The organism is Cohnella terricola, assembly GCF_007786475.1.
GTDB classification, from domain to species: Bacteria; Bacillota; Bacilli; order Paenibacillales; family Paenibacillaceae; genus Cohnella; species Cohnella terricola.
The window spans coordinates 63,690-86,000 of record NZ_VNJJ01000011.1; the positions used below are offsets into that span (position 1 = coordinate 63,690).

The 22,311-nt window shown below is 52.4% G+C and carries 25 protein-coding genes; all 25 read right to left on the bottom strand.

What is annotated here, in order from left to right; genetic code table 11:
- Positions 1–4: 4 nt before the first annotated feature.
- Positions 5–796: a phosphatidate cytidylyltransferase gene (locus FPZ45_RS17810; protein WP_144704887.1), complete on the bottom strand. Its 792-nt coding sequence runs from the start codon at positions 794–796 to the stop codon at positions 5–7.
- Positions 797–799: 3 nt separating this feature from the next.
- Positions 800–1,525, bottom strand: a complete 726-nt coding sequence (locus tag FPZ45_RS17815; protein ID WP_246120493.1) for an undecaprenyl pyrophosphate synthase — start codon at positions 1,523–1,525, stop codon at positions 800–802.
- Between the two features lie 158 nt (positions 1,526–1,683).
- The gene (gene frr, locus FPZ45_RS17820; protein ID WP_144704893.1) at positions 1,684–2,238 is read right to left on the bottom strand and encodes a ribosome recycling factor; all 555 of its coding nucleotides are present in this window, start codon (positions 2,236–2,238) and stop codon (positions 1,684–1,686) included.
- Positions 2,238–2,966 (bottom strand): UMP kinase, encoded by a 729-nt coding sequence (gene pyrH, locus FPZ45_RS17825; RefSeq protein WP_144704896.1) that lies wholly within the window; start codon positions 2,964–2,966, stop codon positions 2,238–2,240. The genes frr and pyrH overlap by 1 nt, the downstream gene beginning before the upstream one ends.
- A gap of 92 nt (positions 2,967–3,058) precedes the next feature.
- A complete protein-coding gene (gene tsf, locus FPZ45_RS17830; protein WP_144704899.1) occupies positions 3,059–3,709 on the bottom strand; it encodes a translation elongation factor Ts in 651 nt (216 codons plus the stop codon).
- A 134-nt stretch (positions 3,710–3,843) separates the two neighbouring features.
- Positions 3,844–4,542, bottom strand: a complete 699-nt coding sequence (gene rpsB / locus FPZ45_RS17835; RefSeq protein ID WP_144704902.1) for a 30S ribosomal protein S2 — start codon at positions 4,540–4,542, stop codon at positions 3,844–3,846.
- A 214-nt stretch (positions 4,543–4,756) separates the two neighbouring features.
- A complete protein-coding gene (locus tag FPZ45_RS17840; RefSeq protein WP_144704905.1) occupies positions 4,757–5,350 on the bottom strand; it encodes a hypothetical protein in 594 nt (197 codons plus the stop codon).
- Positions 5,343–5,978, bottom strand: coding sequence for a hypothetical protein (locus tag FPZ45_RS17845; RefSeq protein ID WP_144704907.1), 636 nt, complete (start codon positions 5,976–5,978; stop codon positions 5,343–5,345). The genes FPZ45_RS17840 and FPZ45_RS17845 overlap by 8 nt, the downstream gene beginning before the upstream one ends.
- A 22-nt stretch (positions 5,979–6,000) precedes the next feature.
- Entirely contained in the window at positions 6,001–6,315 is a 315-nt protein-coding gene (locus FPZ45_RS17850; protein ID WP_144704910.1) for a hypothetical protein, read from the bottom strand.
- Between the two features lie 55 nt (positions 6,316–6,370).
- A complete protein-coding gene (locus tag FPZ45_RS17855) occupies positions 6,371–7,786 on the bottom strand; it encodes a flagellar assembly protein A (RefSeq protein ID WP_144704913.1) in 1,416 nt (471 codons plus the stop codon).
- A 15-nt stretch (positions 7,787–7,801) separates the two neighbouring features.
- Positions 7,802–8,590, bottom strand: a complete 789-nt coding sequence (locus FPZ45_RS17860) for a FliA/WhiG family RNA polymerase sigma factor (protein WP_144704916.1) — start codon at positions 8,588–8,590, stop codon at positions 7,802–7,804.
- Between the two features lie 16 nt (positions 8,591–8,606).
- Positions 8,607–9,023, bottom strand: coding sequence for a hypothetical protein (locus FPZ45_RS17865; protein WP_144704919.1), 417 nt, complete (start codon positions 9,021–9,023; stop codon positions 8,607–8,609).
- Between the two features lies 1 nt (position 9,024).
- On the bottom strand, positions 9,025–9,519 hold the full coding sequence (locus tag FPZ45_RS17870; protein WP_144704921.1) for a chemotaxis protein CheD: 495 nt from the start codon (positions 9,517–9,519) through the stop codon (positions 9,025–9,027).
- Positions 9,519–10,136, bottom strand: coding sequence for a chemotaxis protein CheC (locus FPZ45_RS17875; RefSeq protein ID WP_144704924.1), 618 nt, complete (start codon positions 10,134–10,136; stop codon positions 9,519–9,521). Before FPZ45_RS17875 ends, FPZ45_RS17870 begins: the two co-directional genes overlap by 1 nt.
- Before the next feature lie 3 nt (positions 10,137–10,139).
- Positions 10,140–10,601 (bottom strand): chemotaxis protein CheW, encoded by a 462-nt coding sequence (locus FPZ45_RS17880; protein ID WP_144704926.1) that lies wholly within the window; start codon positions 10,599–10,601, stop codon positions 10,140–10,142.
- 30 nt (positions 10,602–10,631) lie between these two features.
- Positions 10,632–12,710: a chemotaxis protein CheA gene (locus tag FPZ45_RS17885; protein ID WP_144704929.1), complete on the bottom strand. Its 2,079-nt coding sequence runs from the start codon at positions 12,708–12,710 to the stop codon at positions 10,632–10,634.
- Positions 12,701–14,212 carry a protein-glutamate methylesterase/protein-glutamine glutaminase gene (locus FPZ45_RS17890; protein WP_144704931.1) on the bottom strand — a complete coding sequence of 504 codons (1,512 nt, stop codon included), beginning with the start codon at positions 14,210–14,212 and terminating at the stop codon, positions 12,701–12,703. Before FPZ45_RS17890 ends, FPZ45_RS17885 begins: the two co-directional genes overlap by 10 nt.
- A 66-nt stretch (positions 14,213–14,278) precedes the next feature.
- Positions 14,279–15,145, bottom strand: coding sequence for a MinD/ParA family protein (locus tag FPZ45_RS17895; RefSeq protein WP_144704934.1), 867 nt, complete (start codon positions 15,143–15,145; stop codon positions 14,279–14,281).
- Positions 15,138–16,559, bottom strand: a complete 1,422-nt coding sequence (gene flhF, locus FPZ45_RS17900; RefSeq protein WP_144704937.1) for a flagellar biosynthesis GTPase FlhF — start codon at positions 16,557–16,559, stop codon at positions 15,138–15,140. Before flhF ends, FPZ45_RS17895 begins: the two co-directional genes overlap by 8 nt.
- Positions 16,556–18,589, bottom strand: coding sequence for a flagellar biosynthesis protein FlhA (gene flhA / locus FPZ45_RS17905; protein ID WP_144704940.1), 2,034 nt, complete (start codon positions 18,587–18,589; stop codon positions 16,556–16,558). Before flhA ends, flhF begins: the two co-directional genes overlap by 4 nt.
- Positions 18,590–18,793: 204 nt before the next feature.
- Positions 18,794–19,882, bottom strand: coding sequence for a flagellar biosynthesis protein FlhB (gene flhB, locus FPZ45_RS17910; protein ID WP_144704943.1), 1,089 nt, complete (start codon positions 19,880–19,882; stop codon positions 18,794–18,796).
- Between the two features lie 31 nt (positions 19,883–19,913).
- Complete coding sequence (fliR, locus tag FPZ45_RS17915; RefSeq protein WP_144704946.1) at positions 19,914–20,693, bottom strand: flagellar biosynthetic protein FliR; 780 nt, start codon at positions 20,691–20,693, stop codon at positions 19,914–19,916.
- A gap of 6 nt (positions 20,694–20,699) precedes the next feature.
- A complete protein-coding gene (gene fliQ, locus FPZ45_RS17920) occupies positions 20,700–20,969 on the bottom strand; it encodes a flagellar biosynthesis protein FliQ (RefSeq protein WP_144704949.1) in 270 nt (89 codons plus the stop codon).
- A gap of 30 nt (positions 20,970–20,999) precedes the next feature.
- Entirely contained in the window at positions 21,000–21,746 is a 747-nt protein-coding gene (gene fliP / locus FPZ45_RS17925) for a flagellar type III secretion system pore protein FliP (protein WP_144704951.1), read from the bottom strand.
- A complete protein-coding gene (locus FPZ45_RS17930) occupies positions 21,743–22,285 on the bottom strand; it encodes a flagellar biosynthetic protein FliO (RefSeq protein ID WP_144704954.1) in 543 nt (180 codons plus the stop codon). Before FPZ45_RS17930 ends, fliP begins: the two co-directional genes overlap by 4 nt.
- Positions 22,286–22,311: the final 26 nt, after the last annotated feature.

The window sequence follows — 22,311 nt, forward strand, 5'->3', positions numbered from 1 at the left end:
GAGTTTATCCTGCCAATAATCCGATTAAATGAACGAAAGGAAACACGATCAGCCAGCTATCCATCCGGTCCAGCACGCCTCCGTGCCCCGGCAGCAGCCGTCCGGAATCTTTCACTCCGCGGAAACGCTTGTAAGCGGATTGCACAAGATCCCCCAATTGCCCTGCGACAGCCGCCGTTAAGCCGATAAGCGCCGCTCTGCCATATCCGACCCATTCCGGTTCGAAAAACGCGAAGATCAAGCCGACGATCACGGCTATGACCAGTCCCCCGAGAGCGCCTTCAATCGTTTTGTTCGGACTGATCGACGGCCAAAGCTTCGTTCTGCCGATCGCTTTGCCTACGAAATAAGCGCCTGCGTCCGAGGCCCAGATACAAGCGAACGTCAGAGCCGACCAGAAAATGCCGTGCTCCAGCTCCCGCGTGACCGCCATGTAGTGAAAACCCGCGCCGACGTAAACCGCTCCAAGGAACAACACGCCTACATGTTCTAATTGAATCCGGTTTTTGCTGAACACCGTTCCGCTAAGCAGAACGAACATCAGAATCCAAACAATCGCCGTGAACGAAGGTAGTTCCCAATCGAAAGGCAATTTCGGCAACGCGATCAGACCCGTCGCCGCGAATCCGACCAACACATCCAGACGTTTCCAGGGCTGTCCGTTGAGACGGACGAACTCCCAATAACCAATCAGCGCCAATAGAAACAGCAGGCATGCATAGTACCAGCCTCCTGCAACGAGCAGGCCGATGAATGCCGCTCCGGCCACGATGCCGGTAATGATCCGTTGACCCATAAGCTACAGCCCTCCGTAACGACGTGCGCGCCGTTGGTATTCTCGAACGGCGTCATATAGATGTTGATCGCTGAATTCCGGCCAATACACTTCTGTAAACCAGAACTCGCTGTAGGCAAGCTGCCAGAGCATAAAGTTGCTTAACCGCAGCTCGCCGCTGGTACGAATCAGCAAATCCGGATTCGGAAGCCCGCCGGAGAGCAGGTGGCGCTCGAAATCTTCCTCTTCGATCTCGTCGGGATTGATCTTGCCAGCTGCCGCCTGCCGGGCTAATTCCTTCGCTGCTTCCAGCATCTCGTGCCGGCTGCCGTAATTCAGCGCGAAATTTAAAATAAGTCCGGTATTATGCGCGGTTTGCCGAACCGCATCTTCGACGGCTGCTATCGTATGGTCCGGGAGAAGGTTCCGGTTCCCCATCATTTTCACTTGTACGTTGTTTTCTATGAGCTCGCCTAGTTCAAGCGACAAAAACTCCTGCGGAAGCTTCATCAAGAAATCGACTTCCGCTTTTGGACGTTTCCAGTTTTCCGTGGAAAACGCGTACAACGTCAACACTTCTACGCCGATGCGATCCGCCGCTTTCGTGATCCGCTTCACGGCTTTCATTCCGCTATGATGCCCTGCGATGCGAGGGAGTCCCCTCTCCTTCGCCCAGCGGCCGTTGCCGTCCATAATAATGGCCACATGCTTTGGGATGTTCTCGCCACTCGGAACCTCGCCGGTTCTCATTTGCTCTATGTCGTTTTTCGTGTAATCTCGGGCACGCAACTTACGGAGCCACTTTCCGAACAAACCCATCGCTCTTCCCCCCAATAGCGGCAACGATACCCTATAGCTTACTAAAAGCGAATAAACCCCACCTTGCGGAGGGGCCTCGCATTTGCGAATTAAACTTCCATGATCTCTTTTTCTTTGGCCGCCAAAATTTTATCCACTTCAGCGACGAAGCGATCCGTCAGCTTCTGCACGTCGTCTTGATGACGACGCGATTCATCTTCGGAAATCTCGCCTTTTTCCTTTTTCTTGATCTCGTCATTGGCGTCGCGGCGAATGTTGCGGATCGCGACTTTCGCCTCTTCCCCGAACTTCTTCGTCTGCTTCGCCAGGTCCGAGCGGCGCTCTTCCGTCAGCGGCGGGATGTTCAAGCGGATAATCGTACCGTCGTTGGCCGGAGTCAGACCAAGATCCGACTTCTGAATCGCCTTCTCGATCGCGGACAAAGCCGTTTTGTCCCACGGCGTAATGATAAGCGTCCGGGAGTCCGGCGTATTGATTGCACCCATCTGGTTGAGAGGCGTCATCGTGCCATAATATTCGGCTTGAACCCGATCCAGCATCGCGGCCGAAGCACGGCCGGCTCTTAACGTTTGTAGGTCGCGTTTTAACGCGCCTAATGCTTTTTCCATGCGCTCTTCGGCGTCTTTCTTAATGGCCTGCGGCATTAGTCAATGCTCCCCTTTACGATCGTGCCGATTTTCTCGCCCATGACGGCACGTTTAATGTTGCCTTTCTCGGTAATCGCGAATACGAGAAGCGGGATATCGTTGTCCATGCATAACGAAGAAGCAGTGGAGTCCATTACGCCTAAGTTTTTGTTAAGTACGTCCAAATAAGTGAGCTGTTCGTATTTCTCGGCATCGGCATCTTTGAACGGATCGGCGCTGTATACGCCATCGACTTTGTTCTTGGCCATCAGGATGACTTCGGCCTCGATCTCCGCCGCGCGCAAAGCCGCGGTCGTATCCGTCGAGAAGAACGGATTGCCCGTTCCCGCCGCGAAAATGACGACGCGCCCTTTCTCCAAATGACGAATCGCGCGTCTGCGGATATAAGGTTCCGCGATCTGTTGCATGGCGATCGAAGTTTGAACGCGGCTAGGCACATCCATTTGCTCCAATGCGTCCTGCAGCGCGAGCGAGTTCATGACCGTTGCCAGCATGCCCATGTAGTCCGCCGTCGCGCGGTCGATGCCCTTCTGGCTTCCTGCGATGCCGCGCCAGATATTGCCACCGCCGCATACGATCGCGACCTCGACGCCGAGCTCGATCACTTCCTTAATCTGTTCAGCGATCGACAGGATTGTCGTCGCGTCGATGCCATAACCGTTGTTGCCCGAAAGAGACTCGCCGCTCACCTTTAATACCACGCGTTTGTAAAATGGACGTTCCAACGTTTTGTACCTCCAACATGCTTTTTTTAACCCGGGAAACCTGTAAATTCTTAAAAAAGAGGGAACACGCCGTGTTCCCGATAGGGTGTTGCTTATTGGTTAACTTGCGCCATAACTTCTTCCGCGAAGTTTTCTGTTTTCTTCTCCAAGCCTTCGCCAAGCTCGAAACGAGCGAATCTGCGGATGGAGATTTTTTCGCCGATCGCGGCGATTTTTTCGTTAAGCAGCTGCGTGATCGTCTTGTCTTGGTCTTTCACGAAGATTTGTTCCAACAAGCAGTTTTCTTCGTAATATTTGTTCATACGGCCTTCGACCATTTTGTCGACGATTTTCTCCGGCTTGCCTTCGTTCAGAGCTTGGTTGCGAAGAATTTCTTTTTCCTTGTCCAATTCGGCTTGGGAAACTTCTTCGCGGCCCAGGAATTTCGGGTTGGCCGCCGCGATTTGCATCGCGATGTCTTTCACGAAAGTACGGAATTGCTCGGTTTTGGCAACGAAGTCGGTTTCACAGTTGACTTCGACGAGTACGCCAATACGGCCGCCTGCGTGGATATAAGATTCAACGACGCCTTCCGTAGCGATACGGTCGCCTTTCTTCGCCGCTGCCGCAAGACCTTTCTCGCGGAGAAGCTCGCTTGCTCTCGTCAGATCGCCGCCTGCTTCCTCCAACGCCTTTTTACAATCCAACATCCCTGCACCGGTTCTTTCGCGAAGTGTTTTAACGTCTGCTGCACTAATTGCCATGAAGACTCCTCCTAAAGGTATGCTCCCCGCGCCTAATCGCGCGAGAGATGCGATTCGATTTTTGGAAAAAAAGGGCGGTGAGAAGTTACCCTTCTGACCACCCTTTGATTGTACTTGTATGAAATTCGCGTCGCTTAAGCCGTCGTTTCTTCGCCTTGACGAGATTCGATAATAGCATCAGCCATTTTCGCCGTCAGAAGCTTAACCGCACGGATCGCGTCATCGTTACCTGGGATGACGTAATCGATTTCGTCCGGATCGCAGTTCGTGTCGACGATGCCGACAATCGGAATACCCAGCTTGCGAGCTTCCGCAACAGCGATACGCTCTTTGCGAGGATCGATGATGAACAGAGCGTCAGGCAATTTGCGCATATGCTTAATGCCGCCGAGGAACTTCTCGAGGCGCTCTTTTTCTTTGCGAAGGATGATAACTTCTTTCTTAGGCAGCACTTCGAAAGTGCCGTCCTGTTCCCATTTGTCCAATTGGTGCAAACGGTCCGTACGCTTCTGAATCGTAGAGAAGTTCGTCAGCGTACCGCCAAGCCAACGTTGATTGATGTAATATTGGCCGCTGCGCTCAGCTTCCTCTTTAACGGAATCTTGAGCTTGTTTTTTCGTTCCGACGAACAGCATCGTACCGCCGTTCTCGCCGAGCTGACGCACGAAGTTGTACGCCTCGTCGACTTTCTTAACCGTTTTCTGCAAATCGATAATGTAAATGCCGTTACGTTCAGTAAAGATGTACTTATCCATTTTCGGGTTCCAACGACGTGTTTGGTGACCGAAATGCACGCCTGCTTCAAGCAGTTGCTTCATGGAAATGACTGCCATCTTCCTGCACCTCCTAGTGGTTTTTGGTGAATCTCCGCCGCTTTTCGCGCCTTCCGCCAAAACTTCACCCGATTTTCGCGGGTCAAGCACCGTTGCCGGAATTGAAAAGCGTGTGTTTTTTACACCGAGAAATAATATACCATATCGACAAGCGTCGCGCAATGGCGCGGGGGCAATATTCTTTCAAAAAAACGTCGACTTTACGAGTTCGGCTTTATTTTTTGCGGGTAAGCTCGTTCATGATCTGCTTATACGTGGGTTTGCTTGTAAAAACGATCGTTCCTACCTTCATTTTTTTGGAGACGTCCCTCGTCTTGTCGATAAAATCGTTCACATCGTCTATAACGCCAAGCTTCTTCAATTCTTTCCCGACTTCGGTTAGCGACATGCCATACTTGACATCCAGCTTAACCGGTTTCTCGTATTTCTCGGGCATCTCCTTAATCGAAGCTTCTTTCTCCTCCGGAGTAGCAGATGTTGCTTTCTCGCCGGATACGGCTTGCTCGCCGACAGCTTCAATGTGTTTAGGCGCTTCGCTTTCCTTCGTTCCGCCGTCAGCTTCTTCTTCGCTTTTCCGGGTTGCTTGATTAACCGCCTCTTCGACCCGCGCGTTCAACTGATCTTCCGTCAGCAATAACAATCCAGCTTTTCTTGCTTCGTCGCTAAGCTCTTCTGCCGTTAACGATTCCCGGGTAGAGATGGTAGAGATGTCCGACTGCTTCAGTCCGATCAAAATCAGTTGCAGCATCGAAGCTCCCAGAATCAAACCGACTCCCAGCCCCATTAACCAGAGGCGATACTTACGCATGCTGCCGTTCCTCCCTGCGAGCAAGCTGCAAAATCAATTGCACCTCGCCTTTGTTCATTCCCGTTGCTTTGGCGATTTGCTCGATTGACTTTCCTTTGTCGTGCAACTCCAACAGCTCGGGATATCTGCCGCGAATCGTAATCTCCGGAACGATCGGTTCTTCTGACTGCTCATCTACCGTTTCTACGTCTAGCGATCCGGATCTGCTCTCCGATTCTGCCGATGTGACGGCCGGATCGCGGCCTTCGTCAGATATAGGGAGCGAAGATTGTTGAAAAATCTGGGGCGTGGCGCTCTCTAGCGCAGCGATCGATGGGGAATGCAAAACCGGAGGGCGAGAATCCATTGCAACTGCAGATGGTTGTTCCGACCATTTCTTCATCTGGTTCTCTAGTTCGACGACACGGCGGCTTAGTTTCCCTGTTGTATCGTCGTGCTCCTGCTTGAACTTGGCGACCGCATCGAACAATTCTCGATTTTCCGCCTCCAAATCCTCCAGCAGTTGAGTATAAGCATCTTCGCTGACGAAATTCGTTTCCTTGTCTTTGCCTTCGTTTCTGGGCAGCATCCACGCGTAAACCGTAATCGCTGCGCCGAGCAGGACAATGTATAACCAAGGTTGTTCCATCCGGATTCCCCCTTCTTGCGATTTAGCCCATAAAATCGATATGTTTCCCTTTGTAGGGGTGCTCGGGAAGCTTGTTTTCTTCTTCGGGAGACTCTTGGTTCTGGTTCTTCGATGGCGACTGCTTATTCCGCCCACGCGGCTGCCGCTCCGAGATCGTGCCGTTCGATGCGGATTCCGCCTTCGTGCTACGGGCGGCGTTATGCTCGGCCTCTTTCATGGACTGTTGCCCGAGCAAGGTTTGTTCCGTCGCTGAACGCTGCTGCTGTTGCTGCTGGAGAGGGGTCAGCTCGACAGAGCGAGGAAGGGATACTTGGAAATCGATCGGTTTATAACTCACGGCATTCACCTCGGATTAGGGATGAAAACGCGTATTCGGAAATGATCGTCTCCGATCAGAAGTACGGAACCATCACGATATCGCCGTCCGAAAAACGGAAGCTTACGCGCTGAGTACTGTCTTTCATAAAACGGGTATACCGGCCGATGACGATTTTCGTGCCGCCCCATAACGTATGAACCGCGTCTACCCTGGCCGTCGTAGCATCCTCGAGCGTTTTCTCGATCTCTAGCGCACGCTCTTTGGTCTCTTGCAGTTCATCCTGCGTCTGGCGTTTCGTCGACGTTAGTTTAATCCGAAGGGCAAGCTTATCGCCGGTCAATTGACCAACGGAAGCCATCTGATCCAAAAGGGACAGTGCTTTCTCGGATTTGTCCAAGCTGTCTGCCAGTTGTCGTATGGAGGCACGAAGCTCGCCGAGCTCATGGCGGAGCTCCGGACGTACGCCGACCTCGATGACCGTCGCGGTGGACATCGAATTGCCGATCATTCTAGCCGTTACGCGTTCTCCGGCTTGAATGCTTCCTCCGACGATCAACCCTTTTGTTCCGACGCATTTTACCGTTTTTCCGGCTCTGATGTTCGAATGCATAATACTTTGGTTCACGAGAATATCTTCGCCCGCGATCACGTTCCCTTCCTGGATGAAGGAGCAGCGAACGTTGCATCCTGCTTTGACGTGACCTTTGTTGCTGCCGATGATCCCGCCGGAAACTTCAATCGAGCCCTCGGATTCCACCTCGGCTCCCTCGATTCCTCCCGTTACGCGGATATCGCCCGACGCCTTTACGCGAAACCCCGTGAGAATATTGCCTCTAACGACGACGGTCCCGACAAAATCGATGTTTCCGATCTTATAGTCGACATCTCCGTTCACCTCGTATACGGGAAAGACGTTCAGTTTGTCTTTATCGGTTTTAGTCACGAGTCCGTCGATGGCCGCGTACATGCCGATTTTTTCGGGATTGATGACGACGTTTTTCCCGATTTTGAAGTGAACGTCTTTGCCGTCCTTCGCGCCGATCTCATCTCCTGTGACGGCTTTCCCCGGGATTCCCGGCTCGGCGGGAATCCTAGTCGCAATGAGTTGCCCTGCTTTTACATTGTCGAGTTTGGCTACTTGCTTGTAATCTACGCTGCCGTCTTCCCTTTCCGCCGGACGCTTCTCCTCGTCGTCCGAATTACCGATCAACACGTTGATAAAACCGTCTTTACCGGCGACGGGCGGGGTTCCAACCGCGACGATGTTCTGTGTAAAGTAGAAATCTTGAGGTCTTTGCGCGATTAAATACAACGTGTCCGATTGCAGGCCAAACCTAATTCCTTGCGACAGCAAATATTGCTCTAGGTCGCGAGAAGTCAATTTCAGATCGTCCTCTACCTGTCTAAAGATCAGGTAGGCTTGCATCTTATCGTCGGAAATCGTTACTTGTAAACATTCCGCCAATGGCAAGCTCGCACTGTCAGACATGATTAGCGCCTCCTATTATCCTTTTTGAAGCAACTGTTCCTTTTGCTTTGCGAGCGCCCCGCGAAGTCTAAGAATCGCTTTGGAATGCAACTGTGATATTCTCGAAGGCGACAGGCACATGACTTCCGCAATTTCGCTCAAAGACAAATCCTCGTAATAAAACAGCGAGATCACGGTCCGTTCCTTCGCCGTCAACTTGTCGATGCCGAACTTCAAAGACTCCTTCAAGAAAGTTTCATGAACTTTGGATTCCGGGCTCACCGCTTTGTCATCTACGAGCAAGGTCAGGCGCGTCTCCGATTCTTCCTCGCGGATCGGATCCTCGAGCGAAAATACGGCCGCGACCGCCACTTCCTGAAGCATCTGCTGAAATTCCTTGTTGCTAATATTCAAATAGTCGCATATTTCGTCATCCGAAGCAGACCGCAAATTTTGCTGCTCCAATACCGCATAAGCGTCCTCGATTTTTTTCGCTTTATCACGAACCGATCGGGGTACCCAGTCTCCTTGGCGAAGTCCGTCGATAATCGCTCCGCGGATTCTCCAAGAAGCGTAGGTTTCGAATTGAAGCCCCCGTCGGTAGTCGAATTTCTCAATCGCATCAATAAGGCCCATGGCCCCGTTGCTTGCCAAATCGTCTTTCGTAACGTTCTTGGGTAAGCCTACTGCCATCCGGCTTGAGACATAATCCACGAGCGGCAAATACTGTTCGATCAGTTGCTTTCTCGCATCCGGATCCTCGTCTTCTTTCCAGCGTTGCCATAAATCTTGATGGGATAACCGGGAACGTGTTTGATCGACCATTCTAGCCTCACCATCCTTATTCGTCCGTCAGGCGGCGTATCGCCTGAACCACTTCCTCCGGATTGGGATTGTCAAGCGATACCAATCTCTTGGGCTGCAAGGGCTGAAAGCCTTTGATCGCTTCCCCTTTGCCGTCCGTCCATTGTTCCTTCATCATCTCCGATAACGAATCGCCATCATCCGGAGTCGATATATCCAATACACTTCCGCGTTCTTCGTGGCTGTCCGGAAGTTCAATCTCGGGCTGACGGCCCGGAATCATCAAATTTCGCAGAACGAAGCCGACGAAGAAAGCCAGAAACGCGAATGCGGTAAATGCGTAAAAGCTTCGGATCAGCGTCGTCTCCAGCGGATTGCTCGATAAGGAAAACAAAAAAGTCAGAATCGCGCCGAATCCGCCGAACCCGATATTAAAACGCCAGGAACCCTTCATTCTAAATCTCCTTTACTCCGAACTGCACGCTGCGAATCACGAATATGCCCGAATCGCTGTTCAATTCCACCGTTCGGCCGTAGTTCCCTCCCGTATCTTCGGAGAGAAGACGGATGGAGAACGTCTCCAGCACCTGTTTCGTCGCTTCCACGTTGCGAGGCCCGATTCTCATCGTATCCGATCCCCCCATGAACGCGAACATTTGCGCTCCGCCGGCCATTTTAGCGACCATGCGCTCGACCAAAGCCCCTTTGGCCTTCATTCTCTCAATGAGCTCGGGCACGGCTGTATCGGCGTATTTGGCGATGTTTAGTTGGCCTTCGCGGGCAATATCCGAGGACGGCAGCATAATATGCGCCATGCCTCCGAGCCGCAGAGCGGGATCGAACAAGGTCAATCCGACGCAAGACCCCAACCCCGTCGTCTTAAGCACCGCTCCCGCGTCTCCGATGTTCAAATCTGCCATCCCGATTTTAATTAAGGTGCCTTCGGTCATTAGATCGGCACTCCTAACGCACGGAACAGTTTCTCGAACGAATCGGGATCTGGGATCAGGAAGAAGTGACCCTCAGAATCTTGTTGACCTTCGATAAATGCCGTTTCGATTAGCAACGCATCGTCTCCCATCGTGCCGAATTGAAGAAGACCGTAGCTTAATATTGCTCCCGCCATATCAACGGCTAACGAAGGGACCGTCGGGGCCAAGTTGAGCCCCGTAAAGTCGGCAAGAGAGGATAGATATGAGCCTGCAAGAATATTGCCGATCTCGTTTAGCGCCGACAACTCCAGCTCGCTGTATGCATCGTTCTCGGCGGCGTTAAAACCTAACAAGCCTTGCAGAATCCGACGCGCCGGTTCGCGATTGATAATAAAAAACATATTGCCCGGCGCATCTCCCTCGACGCGAAGAAAGATCGCGACGACTACGGCCTCGGAACCGCCGACGCGTTCGGCGATTTCTTCGAACGGCAGCAAATTGACGGTAGGCACAGCCATGTCTACGGGTTTGTTAAGCAGCGTCGACAATGCCGTCGCCGCGTTGCCTGCGCCGATATTCCCTACTTCCCGGAGAACGTCCAACTTGAAGTCCGCGTTGTTCCTGAATAGTTTCACGACTTAGTCTCCGAACTGTTCCAGTTGAATGATTTCGCTCCGGTTCAGCACTTCCGCCAAATGGAGCAGTATGAGCAGACGGCTCTCGGAGATTTTGGCCACGCCGCTAATATATTTGGCCTTAATGCCACCGACGACTTCCGGAGGATTCTCGATGGCATCGCTCATCACATCGATGACGTCGTTGGCCGAATCTACGATAAAGCCGACTTCCAGATCGTTCGCAGCGACGATAATAATCCGGGAATTCTCGGTATATTCGCTTTCAACGAGCCCGAAACGTCCGCGCAGGTCGATCACCGGGATGACCACTCCGCGCAAATTGATGACGCCTTTTACGAACGCAGGCGTTTTCGGCACCCGCGTAATCGGAACCATCCGTTCGATCGTGCGCACTTTGTCGACCTCAATGCCGTACTCTTCATGCGCGAGCGTGAAAACGATAACCTTCATTTCCTCTGCCATAAAATGTTTCCTCCCTTGGAGTCCGGTTTATTATTTGATAATCGTGTTTGGATCTACGATCAAAGCCACTTGCCCATCCCCGAGAATGGTCGCACCCGAGACGACGCTTCGATGGCCGGACAAATATTTGCCGAGCGGCTTCAGCACGATCTCGCTCTGACCGATAAATTCGTCCACCAGAATGGCGGCCAGCTTGTCCCCTTTGCGGATCACCAGCATTTCCGTTTCCGTCTCTTCGTCGTCGCGGTAATCCGGCGACTCTACCAATTCTGCAAGCGAGATGACCGGAATAATAGACTGGCGGTAATCTACCATTCGATTGCCGTGCAGCGTTCGAATGTCTGTTCTCTTGAGCGCTCCCGTCTCCACGATGGAGGATAGCGGGAATGCGTACTTCTCGGAGCCCAGCTTGATAAGCATAGCCGCAATAATAGAAAGCGTAAGCGGCAGTTGAATCGAGAACTTCGTTCCGGATCCCGGCTCGGATTGGACGGTGACGTTGCCGCCAAGGGAAGTAATCTTCGACTTCACCACGTCAAGCCCGACGCCCCGGCCGGAAATGTCCGACACGACGTCAGCGGTGCTGAACCCCGGCGCGAAGAGCAGCATATTAATTTCATCGTCGCTAAGCTTCTTCGCGTCTTCGGGAGTAACGACGCCGCGTTTAATGGCCGTCTCGAGCACTTTCGGACGATTGATGCCTTTACCGTCATCTTCAATCTCGATAAAGACGTGGTTCCCGCTGTGGAAGGCGCGCAATACGACGGTTCCTGTCTCCGACTTACCCGCACCGACGCGGTCTGCAATCGATTCGACGCCATGGTCTACCGAGTTACGAATCAAGTGAACGAGCGGATCTCCGATTTCATCGATGACCGTACGATCCAATTCCGTCTCGGCGCCGACGATAACGAGGTCGACTTTTTTGTCCAACGACTTGGCCAAATCCCGCACCATACGAGGGAAGCGATTAAACACGCTTTCGACGGGCACCATCCGCAGCTTCAGAACGATGTTTTGCAGATCCGCGCTTACGCGAGCCATATGTTCGACCGTCTCCGACAGATCGTTGCGCCTGATTTCGGACGCAAGCTGTTCCAAGCGGACCCGATCGATCAACATCTCGCTGAACAGATTCATCAGCGAATCGAGACGTTCGATGTCGACTCTGATCGTACGAGGAGCAGCCCCGCCTGACGATGCAGCAGCCGGAGCCGTGCGAGCGGCGGGTTTGTCGGCAGCCGGTGCCGCTGGAGCGGCCGGTGCATTGGGGATTGCAGGCGCAGCCGCGGCCGCCGTTTCTTTAACCGCAGCCTTCTGATCGGAGGCTCCGCGAGCTTTTTCCATTTCCTCCAAAGAGGCTTTGTCCACCGCGTTCATCGTAACGGACTCGATTTCGGAAACCCGAGACAATTGGTCTTGCAGGGTTTCTCCAGGTGTTTGGGTTATGTAGTATACCGAGAAGCTGCGGTCGAATTGCTCCTGTTCGATCTCCTGAACAGACGGATAAGACTTCACGACCTCTCCGTTCCTTTCCAGGACATCGAATACCATATAGGCTCGAGCCGCTTTAAGCAGACAGTCGTCGCGCACTTTGACTTCGATGTAATAAGCAAGATGTCCGGCTTCGATCGATTGACCCAATATCGACATTTGGTATTGGTCGAGAATCAACGATGCGGGCAAGTCCTGGTCCGCGTCGGACGATATTGAGGCATCGCCGCCGACGTCTCCTTTAACGATCGCCTTCAACCGTTGAACGAGATCGTCAACGTCGCCTTTCCCCGTACCGCCGTTGATCACGTCTTGGACCATCGCTTCGAGCGCATCCAGACACTTGAACAACGTATCGAAAATATGGCCATTCATGCTAAGCTTCTCGTTGCGTACGAGATCGAGCACGTTTTCCATTTCGTGAGTCAACGACGCAAGATCCTCGAATCCCATCGTCGCGGACATTCCCTTGAGCGTATGGGCAGAACGGAAAATCACCTGAACGATGCCGATATCCTCCGGCGTCTGCTCCAGCCGAAGCATATTCTCGTTCAACGCTTGCAAGTGATCATTGGACTCGTCGATAAACATGGACATATACTGATTCATTTCCATGGGCCGGACACCTCCTTGTTGGCTGAGCTTTCAACGACAATATTTGGTCTTGCGGATTTCACATCCTGTACGAGAGCCTGCGCGATGGTTTGAAGCGGGAGCTGGCGCGTCGCGGCGCCAAGTTCGACCGCCGATCGAGGCATTCCGTATACGACGCAGGTCTCTTCCGCTTCGGCGATCGTGTTCGTTGCTCCGTCTTCAAGCAGCGCCTTCATCCCTTTGGCGCCATCACTGCCCATCCCGGTCATCAGTACGATGTGCCGCTTTAATTGATGATGGCCGACCAGCGATTCGAACAACATGTCTACAGAAGGCATATGACCGCTTCTCGGACCTTCGTTCGACAGCTTTATCCGATACTTTCCGGCGTCGTCTTTCGCTAGATTCATATGCCAGCCGCCGGGTGCGATGTAGGCGGTTGCGGTCTCCACAAGTTCTCCGTCCGTCGCTTCCCGTACATGAATGTCGCAGAAGTTGTCGAGCCGCTGCGCGAGCGAATGCGTGAACTTAGGCGGCATGTGCTGAACAACGAGAATCGGAGCCGGAAAATCCGCCGGAATGCCGGTCAGCACTTCATGCAACGCTCGAGGGCCTCCCGTAGAAGTGCCAATCGCAACCAGTTGGGTAAAATGCGTCGACGTCTTCGGGTTTTCCGTTGCAGGAGGAGTCTCTGCCGCCGGGCGGCGCTCGGCTCTCGCGGCCGATTTCGGCGTCTTCTTGCCGATCGTCTTCGGGTCGCCGGGTGCTGTCGGAAGCTTGGCCCCCGTCTTGCGCAAGATCTCTTTAACCTCCTGGGAATCAGGCGGTTTCTGTTTTCTTGCCGCTATCGGATTTAACGTATCCGGCAAAGCAGGAGCGGGCTTTCTTTTGATCTCCGCAGACGGCGTCGCCCGCGGGGGACTCGCGCTCTTGGCGGAGACGGGGGCAAGCGGCGTTTGGCTACTCGCGGAACCCGGGCGTGAAAGCGCTTCGTCAGATGCATGCGTCTCCTTCTCCTCTTCCTTGAGCGGCGCGACATCGCGATTTGCCTTTATCGGAGGAGGAAGGAGCGATTCCGCTCTTTCCTCTACGGCCGGAAGCATTCGCCAGGAACCGCCGTTCATCGACTCCATCGCAATATGGAGCTTCTCGATGAGTTGCTCTTTCACTTGGCGGATGTCCAGATTGACAGCTCCGTCCGGCTTCCGAATAAAATCAAACGCTCCGTATTGAAGCGCGCGGATCGTATCTCTAGTCCCGTGATCCGTAACCGCCGATAACATAATGATCGGAGTCGGCTGTATCGACATGATCTTCTTGAGCGCCTCGATTCCGTTCATCCGCGGCATTTCCAGATCCATCGTTATGATATCGGGTTTAAGTTCGATCGCGAGCCTTACGGCCTCTTCCCCGTTGGCCGCAGTAGCCAATACTTTGAAGGCGGCGTCCGTGTCGACTACGTCGCTGAACACTTTGCGCATAAATGGGGAATCATCTACGATTAGTACGTTTAATTCCGGCATTCGGCGGCCCTCCCCGTTCGTCTAGTTGTATTCGTGGCTTTGCGCCTTCTTAGCGCCCCGGCTGCATCAGCTCCACAATCTCTTCATTCGCTGCATAAAGCCCGATAAGCTGCGGGTTGGCGCGGACGTGCGTTCCTCCAGTAAAAACTTTGAAGCGATCCGATCGATTCCTCGCGTCGCAATGCTGTTCGGAAAAGCGGTCGACAGCGGCGTTTGGCGTCTGACTGCTTTCATCACGTTAACGTCGTCCGGTATAAATCCCAAGACTGGAATTTCAACCCCTAAATATTTGCTAGCCACTTGGCGAATATTCTCCGCCGTTTGGCCGCCTTCCCGGTCGTCGATCACCCGGTTTACGACAAGTCGGAAAGATACGCTGTGCCCCATGGAGTGGATCATTTTGATCAAGGCGTACGCGTCCGTAATCGACGTTGGCTCCGGTGTCGTAATCACGATAGTCTCCTCCGCGGCGGTAATAAATTTTACCGTCTCCTTCGAGAGACCCGCGCCGGTATCGAACAAGATGAAATCAACATGTCCGTGCAGCTTTCCGATCTCTTCCGCGAAATAATCCAATTCCTTGTCGCTTAAGCGAACTAAATCCTGAAAGCCTGAACCTCCGGCGATGACCTGCAAGCCGCTGGGTCCTACCTGGATGATCTCCCAGATCGACTTCTCGCCCTTTAATAGATGGATCAGATTATACTTAGCTGGCGTTCCCATCAGGACATCAATGTTCGCAAAGCTGATGTCCGCATCGAACAGAAGTACGCTGTAGCCCCGATTTTGCAGAGCTAAGGCAAAGTTCAGACTGAAGTTGGATTTTCCTACGCCGCCTTTGCCGCTTGTCACCGTGATGACTCTAGTGAAGCGAGAGGACCGAAGCTCCTTCGAATGAACCAAGTGCCGAAGCGCCTGAGCTTGATCAATCATCGGTTCCATCCCCCAGAATTCGTCTCACCAAATCCTCCGGCTCGAACGGTCTGATGTCATCCGGCACCGTCTGACCGCAAGTGATGTACGAAATTCGAAAATCGAACTGTTTGATCAGATTCAAGACAGCCCCGAAAGAATCAGTTTCGTCGAATTTGGTTAGCAGGAGCTGTTTGACGCCGTATTTGGCGAATTGCGAGGCGACCATTTTCATATCCCCGAATTTGCTGGTCATGCTCAGAACGAGTACCGTCTCCGATTGCTCCCAGGGCGAGAGCAAACTTTTCACTTCGGATACGAATAACTCGTTGCGGTAATTTCTTCCCGCCGTATCCATAAATAATAAATCGCATTCTTCGAGTTTTTTGTATGCTCTTGAAAGCTCCGCGGGGGAAAAGACGACTTCAAGCGGGATGTTCAAGATATCCGCGTACGTTCTGAGCTGATCCACTGCGGCTATCCGATACGTATCCGCCGTAATGAATCCGACTTTCCTGCTTTCTGAGTACGATTGATCCGCCGCAAGTTTGGCGATCGTGGTCGTTTTACCGACACCGGTCGGCCCAACGAAATGAACGATTCGGGTCGATGGGGCGATACCGCCCCCTGCGGCGTTCGAGAGCCAGGAATGAAGAATACCGCAAGCCGTTGCGTACGCTTCTTCCGGGGAATCGGCGCGATCGCCAAGAATGGTATTCATCTCTTCCGCGAATTGCTCGACGTATGCCGGCTCGACACCTTGTTCCGCCAACCGTTTGCTCCATTTCAAGACAGAATCGGGCATGCTGCGATACGTTTGTTGTTTGCTCATCTTGGCCATCATTTCTTTGAGGGAACGCAATTCTTGAAGCAAGTGAGAGTGCTCTTCTCCTTCAACCTTAAACGGTCGGGAATCCATAGTCTGGAAGGATTCTGCGACCGGCGCAGCCGACGCATTCACAGGAGGCCATTCCGCTCGTTCGGACAAATTATCGGACTCGTTCGGGCGTGTTGCGGATACCGCCGTTTCTTTTTCCGTAAGCAACAAACTCTGTTCCGGCACCGGAATATCCAACAACGGCGATCTTGGGACGGACGTTGCCGCTGTCCTCCCGCTGTCCGCAAACGGAGTCTGCGTATACCTATCCCGAATCGCGCTCGAAGGCAGTACAGCAGGAGCGCTCGGTTCCTCAGGCGGAGGAGCCGGAGCCTTCCTTTCCGGAGTCCTTAGCGGCAGCGACGGGCGAGCGGGCTGTCTCATGGAGGCTTCGTCTATCGCCGCGATCACTTCCATACGTTTTTTGCGGAACATGCCAAGAAATCCGCCTACGCGGATTTCTTTCGTATTGAGAATAACTGCATCCGATCCAAGTTCGCTGCGGATCTTCTGTACTGCCTCGGGCAGTTCGTCGACGATATAGCGTTTTACCTTCATGCACTCACCACCCCAACGCTCTGTACTTCAATGCTTGGTTCCAATTCGCTGTACGAGATGACGGGCACGTCTTGTAAGCTGCGCTCAAGCAACTGGCGCAAATACATCCGGATCGTCGGAGACGTTAAAATGATCGGCTGTTGTCCCGATTGTACCAACCGGTTGATCTGCTCCGTCAAGCGTTGATAGATCGCCTGGGACGAAGCCGGATCCAAAGCCAAATAGCTGCCTTGCTCGGATTGCTGCACCGCGTCCGCGATTTTTTTCTCGACGTTAGGACTGACGGTGATAACCTTAAGAGGTTCCGAGGAATTGGCGTATTGCTGGGTGATTTGCCTGGACAAGCTTTGACGAACGTATTCCGTCAGCACGTCCGGGTCTTTCGTGTATTTGCCGTAATCGGCCAGCGTCTCGAAGATCGTAACCAGATCGCGAATCGAAATTTTTTCTTTCAGCAATTTCGATAACACTTTCTGCACGTCTCCGACGCCGAGAATCGAAGGAATCAGCTCCTCGACAAGCGCAGGATACGTCTCTTTGACACTCTCGACAAGCGACTTCGTTTCTTGGCGGCCGATGAGCTCATGGGCGTATTTCTTGATGACTTCAGTAAGATGCGTAGCTACGACCGACGGCGGATCCACAACTGTATATCCCGCCATCTCTGCGCGTTCCTTCGTCGCTTCGTCGATCCACAGCGCCGGCAATCCGAACGCAGGTTCCTGCGTTTCGATCCCCGTAACGGAATCGTCGTCGAATCCTGGGCTCATAGCCAAATAATGATGTATCAGTAATTCGCCGCGCGCTACCGTATTTCCTTTCATTTTTATGACATATTCATTCGGTTTTAGTTGAATATTGTCGCGAATTCGGATAACGGGGACGATCAGGCCCATTTCAAGCGCGCATTGACGCCGAATCATAATAATTCTGTCGAGCAAGTCTCCGCCCTGTTGCGCATCCGCAAGCGGAATTAATCCGTAGCCGAACTCGAATTCGATCGGATCGACCTGGAGCAAGCTGATGACGCTCTCCGGGCTGCGGACTTCCTCGATCTCTTTTTCTTCGACGAGGAGTTCTTCTTCTTGCTGTTGGCGGTTCAGATTCGATTGCAGCCTGTATCCGGCAACCGCTAGTATGATCGCATACGGGAATGTACTGAGTAACGGAATCGGAGTCGCGATGCCCAGCAACGCTACCGTTCCCGCTACGATATAGAGCAGTTTTGGGTATCGGAGCAATTGTTTGCTTACGTCGTCGGCCATATTGCCGTCCGAAGCCGCTCTCGTGACGATGATGCCCGCTGCGGTACTGATCAGAAGCGCCGGAATTTGGCTGACGAGACCGTCCCCGATCGTCAGGATCGAATACGTCTCCAATGCAGTCATGACGTCCATTCCATGGATCGCCATCCCGATAATGAAACCCGCGATCAGGTTGATCAGGACGATGATAATCGAAGCGATGGCGTCTCCTTTGACGAACTTGCTCGCACCGTCCATGGCGCCATAGAAATCCGCTTCTTTCTCGATTTTCTCGCGCCGCTCGCGAGCTTGCTGCTCGTTGATCAGTCCCGCGTTCAGGTCGGCGTCAATACTCATTTGCTTACCCGGCATTGCGTCGAGGGTAAATCTTGCCCCGACCTCTGCGACGCGCTCGGAACCTTTCGTGATGACGATAAACTGTACGACAACCAGAATGAGGAAGACGACGAACCCGATCGCGACCTGGCCGCCCGCAACGAAACGTCCGAACGTCTCAACCACATGGCCGGCGTCGCCTTTCGACAAAATGAGCCGAGTCGTGGACACGTTCAGGGCGAGCCGGAAAACGGTCGTGATCAGCAATAACGTCGGGAAGATCGAGAAATGCAACGCATCTTTCGTGTTCATTGCAATGAGCAGAATCATCAGGGCTATGGAAATATTGATAATGAGCAGAACGTCCAATAACCCTTTGGGAATTGGAACGACCATCATCAGGACGATGCCGATGACGCCGACTAAAATGCTTAAGTCCCGAATTTTCATGAACCGTTCCTCCCCTCTCCAAACATCCTCTTATGCATCCGGGACTCCGGATAAGGATCGCCACTCCGCCGCTTGTTAAAATCAAGTTTCTTGCGATTCCATTAATAAGGAAGAAACTCGATTTTAAAGGCGGACGTAAACTCTCCGTGGCGATTCCTTTCCTCTGTCCCTTCATAAGCCGGCTAATCTCGCCTAATACCCTAATTACCTCCGGCCTTTGAGCCGGTATACGTATGCCAGCACTTCCGCGACGGCTTGGAAGAGGTCGGCAGGGACGCTTTGTCCCACATCCGTTCTCTCGAACAACGCGCGGGCGAGCGGCTTGTTTTCCATTGTTATGACGTTATTTTGTTTCGCGATTTCCCGAATTCTCAATGCCATGTAATCTTGGCCCTTGGCAACGACGGTCGGCGCGTCCATTTTAGTCGAATCATACTTAAGCGCGACCGCGAAGTGAGTCGGGTTCGTGATGATGACGTCCGCTTTGGGCACCTCCTGCATCATCCGCATAAGCGCCATCCTGCGTTGGCGTTCCTTGATCTTTGCCTTGATCAACGGATCGCCTTCGATGTTCTTGTACTCGTCTTTAACATCTTGCTTGCTCATTCTCAACTTTTTCTCGTACTCGTAACGTTGATAAATGTAATCGCCAATGGCGAGAATAAACAAAAGAGCTGCGATAAAAATGCCAAGCCTAACCGTTAAGGTCGTAACGAAAGCGAAAATATCCTGGACGGGCAAATGGGCCAAATCCAGCAGCCGACTTTTCTCGGACCATAGAACCGTAAATACGATCAATGCGACCGAAGTCAATTTCAAGGAGCTTTTCAGAAATTCCACAAGCGAGCGGGGTCCGAAAATATTTTTGGCGCCGTTGATCGGATTCAGCTTGTCGAACTTGGGCTTAAGAGGCTCAAGCGTGAATAACCATCCAATCTGCACGTAGTTGCTCGCGAACGCGATGACGACGACGATCAAAAAAATGGGCGATAGCAGGATCAGCATTCGTAACGCGTAATGAGTAAACAACGCAAGAACGTTCTGATCGGTCACTTCCATGTTCAGCCGATTCAAGAAAGCATCCCCTACCAGAGATAGAAGCTGCTTTTCCAGAAACGGGCCTAACATGACCAAAAAGGAAATACAGGCCAGAAGAATTAACGTGCTCGGAATTTCCGCGCTTTTGGCGACCTGGCCTTTATCGCGGCTTTCCTTGCGCTTCTTGGGCGTTGCCTTCTCCGTTTTCTCGCCGGCAAACAATTGCAGGTCCATCCTTAGGCGATAACGGGGCATGACACCACCTCCAGAACATTCCGTCTTGCACTTACGATCGCATAATGGTAAACAGCTTTTCCAAAGCCAGGAACATTCGGTCAAAGACCATTTGGAACAAGGCTCCGAAGCCTGGAAGGAGAAGCACGAGCAATGCCAAGCCAATCAACATCTTCAGCGGAATTCCGATGACGAATACGTTATACTGCGGAGCGGCCCGCGCAAGCAGTGCCAATCCGAAATCCGTCAGGAACATCGCCACGACGATCGGGGCAGCGACTTGCAGCGCCAACAGAAAAGTGTCGGCGAACGTACGAGTCAGAAACTCCGTAACGTTGCCCTCGTAATAGATTTGGAACAGCTTATTGTCCAAAGGCAACCACTTATAACTGTCCATGATCGCAGCCAATAAATAGTGATGGCCGTTAATCCCCAAAAACACGAGGGTCATTAGCATGAACTTCAAGTTGCCGAGCATCGGGGCCGAAGCACCGGTAATGGGATCGACGATATTGGCCATACCGTATCCCATCTGCATATCCATTAAGGCGCCGGCGGTCTGAACGATCGAAAAAAAGATATAAGCCACGTACCCGATAAGCAGTCCGGCGAAAACTTCGCGAATAATGGCCAGTATGTATGTAGCGTCGGCAGTCACTTTCGTATCGAAGCCTACGTTCAGAAAGACGATCACGGAAATAAAAAAAGCTAATCCGATTTTGACCGTTTGCGGAATGTTCCTCGATGAAAAGAATGGCGCGACTACAAAAAACGCTGAAATTCGACAAAGAACAAGCAGAAAGGCAGGAAAAAACTGCATGATCAGTTCCATTCATCGTCACCCAATGTACTTCTCAAGATTTCCTAGCAGATGCGTCGCGAAATCGACCAGAATGTTTAAGATCCATGGGCCGAAAATGAGCAATGCGAGGAAAACGGCGATGATCTTGGGAACGAAGGCCAGCGTCTGTTCCTGAATCTGGGTCGTCGCCTGAAAGATACTGACGAGCAACCCGACGGACAAGGCGATCACGAGCATCGGCGCGCTTACCTTTAGTACGGTGAACAACGCTTGTCCCGCTAATCCGATAATAAATTCGGAAGTCATCTTCCTTCCCCTCCATTACATTCGCGCCCTTTAAGGGCTAAAGCTGGTCAACAGCGACTTCACGACAAGATACCAACCGTCGACAAGCACGAATAGCAAGATCTTGAAAGGAAGCGAAATCATAACGGGCGGAAGCATCATCATCCCCATGGCCATAAGCGTACTCGCAACGACCATATCGATGATGAGAAAAGGCACGAAGATCATGAAACCCATCTGGAAAGCCGTTTTCAATTCGCTTATCGCGTAGGCCGGAACAAGAACGGTTATCGGAATGTCCTGATAAGTCGCCGGTTTCTCGGTCTTCGTGTACTTCATGAATAGCAGCAAATCCTTCTCGCGGGTATGCTTGTACATGAATTCCTTCATCGGCACGGATGCTTTCTGCAAGGCGTCCGTCTGACTGATTTCGCCCGCCAAATAAGGCTTCAACGCCGTTTCGTTCACTTGCGAGAACGTCGGCGCCATCACGAACAATGTCATGAACAGCGCTAAACCGATTAACACCTGGTTTGGCGGCATTTGCTGCGTGCCGAGCGAGGTCCGCACGAATCCGAGGACGATTACGATCCTCGTAAAGCTTGTCATAAGCACGAGAATAGCCGGAGCCAGACTCAGTACGGTAATGAGAAGCATCAAGGATAGAGCGGACGCCCCAACGGGCTCCGATCCGTCTCCGAGAGTTACCCCGACGATCGGATCGGCGTATGCGGATGCCTGAAAACCAATCCATAACGTTTGCAGCATTAGAAAGCTGAATAGTATTTTTTTTCTCATCGCTCATCTGTCCGATCTTCAGAACGGTTTTCCTCTAGCAAATGCCCCACCTTCTGCCTTCTTTCCGAAAGCTGACGGAGACGGTTCTCTAGCGACTTCTCGAAGCTTATGCCGGAGCCTGACTGCTGAGAGGAAAGCTCCTCGCTCTGCGGATTGTTGCGCTGAGTCCATTTGCGAAGCCATTCTGGCATTCCGGCCCCCGAGTTAGCGAGGTTGATTTCGTGCTCCGCAAGCAGAGCGTCGACGATCTCCGGCTCCGTGATCGCTTCCAGCAACGTCACGTCGTCCCCCACGCCAAGCACGTAAATTCGACCGTTCCATTCTACGATCTGCATCGACTTGTTCGTTCCGAGAGGAAATCCCCCCAAAGAACGAAGCGATCGATTCATCCCCCAACCGCGATTGCGTTTGGCGACGAAGCGCAGGACCAGAACGATCAGCCCGACAATAACCGCAAGGACGAACAATACCCAGATCAGTTCCCAGACCGATCCTAACGACGAAACTGGCATATCTTCGGTTAGCCCATATGCTCGCATGAATCTTCAACGCTCCTGACTATGGC

Excerpts from the sequence above, each read along its gene's own strand:
- FPZ45_RS17810 (WP_144704887.1), bottom strand. The coding sequence starts at position 796 with ATGGGTCAACGGATCATTACCGGCATCGTGGCCGGAGCGGCATTCATC.
- FPZ45_RS17815 (WP_246120493.1), bottom strand. The coding sequence starts at position 1,525 with ATGAGAACCGGCGAGGTTCCGAGTGGCGAGAACATCCCAAAGCATGTG.
- frr (WP_144704893.1), bottom strand. The coding sequence starts at position 2,238 with ATGCCGCAGGCCATTAAGAAAGACGCCGAAGAGCGCATGGAAAAAGCA.
- tsf (WP_144704899.1), bottom strand. The coding sequence starts at position 3,709 with ATGGCAATTAGTGCAGCAGACGTTAAAACACTTCGCGAAAGAACCGGT.
- rpsB (WP_144704902.1), bottom strand. The coding sequence starts at position 4,542 with ATGGCAGTCATTTCCATGAAGCAACTGCTTGAAGCAGGCGTGCATTTC.
- FPZ45_RS17840 (WP_144704905.1), bottom strand. The coding sequence starts at position 5,350 with ATGCGTAAGTATCGCCTCTGGTTAATGGGGCTGGGAGTCGGTTTGATT.
- FPZ45_RS17845 (WP_144704907.1), bottom strand. The coding sequence starts at position 5,978 with ATGGAACAACCTTGGTTATACATTGTCCTGCTCGGCGCAGCGATTACG.
- FPZ45_RS17855 (WP_144704913.1), bottom strand. The coding sequence starts at position 7,786 with ATGTCTGACAGTGCGAGCTTGCCATTGGCGGAATGTTTACAAGTAACG.
- FPZ45_RS17860 (WP_144704916.1), bottom strand. The coding sequence starts at position 8,590 with ATGGTCGATCAAACACGTTCCCGGTTATCCCATCAAGATTTATGGCAA.
- FPZ45_RS17865 (WP_144704919.1), bottom strand. The coding sequence starts at position 9,023 with ATGAAGGGTTCCTGGCGTTTTAATATCGGGTTCGGCGGATTCGGCGCG.
- FPZ45_RS17870 (WP_144704921.1), bottom strand. The coding sequence starts at position 9,519 with ATGACCGAAGGCACCTTAATTAAAATCGGGATGGCAGATTTGAACATC.
- FPZ45_RS17880 (WP_144704926.1), bottom strand. The coding sequence starts at position 10,601 with ATGGCAGAGGAAATGAAGGTTATCGTTTTCACGCTCGCGCATGAAGAG.
- FPZ45_RS17885 (WP_144704929.1), bottom strand. The coding sequence starts at position 12,710 with ATGGAAATGAATCAGTATATGTCCATGTTTATCGACGAGTCCAATGAT.
- FPZ45_RS17890 (WP_144704931.1), bottom strand. The coding sequence starts at position 14,212 with ATGCCGGAATTAAACGTACTAATCGTAGATGATTCCCCATTTATGCGC.
- FPZ45_RS17895 (WP_144704934.1), bottom strand. The coding sequence starts at position 15,145 with ATGATTGATCAAGCTCAGGCGCTTCGGCACTTGGTTCATTCGAAGGAG.
- flhF (WP_144704937.1), bottom strand. The coding sequence starts at position 16,559 with ATGAAGGTAAAACGCTATATCGTCGACGAACTGCCCGAGGCAGTACAG.
- flhA (WP_144704940.1), bottom strand. The coding sequence starts at position 18,589 with ATGAAAATTCGGGACTTAAGCATTTTAGTCGGCGTCATCGGCATCGTC.
- flhB (WP_144704943.1), bottom strand. The coding sequence starts at position 19,882 with ATGCCCCGTTATCGCCTAAGGATGGACCTGCAATTGTTTGCCGGCGAG.
- fliR (WP_144704946.1), bottom strand. The coding sequence starts at position 20,693 with ATGGAACTGATCATGCAGTTTTTTCCTGCCTTTCTGCTTGTTCTTTGT.
- fliQ (WP_144704949.1), bottom strand. The coding sequence starts at position 20,969 with ATGACTTCCGAATTTATTATCGGATTAGCGGGACAAGCGTTGTTCACC.
- fliP (WP_144704951.1), bottom strand. The coding sequence starts at position 21,746 with ATGAGAAAAAAAATACTATTCAGCTTTCTAATGCTGCAAACGTTATGG.
- FPZ45_RS17930 (WP_144704954.1), bottom strand. The coding sequence starts at position 22,285 with ATGCGAGCATATGGGCTAACCGAAGATATGCCAGTTTCGTCGTTAGGA.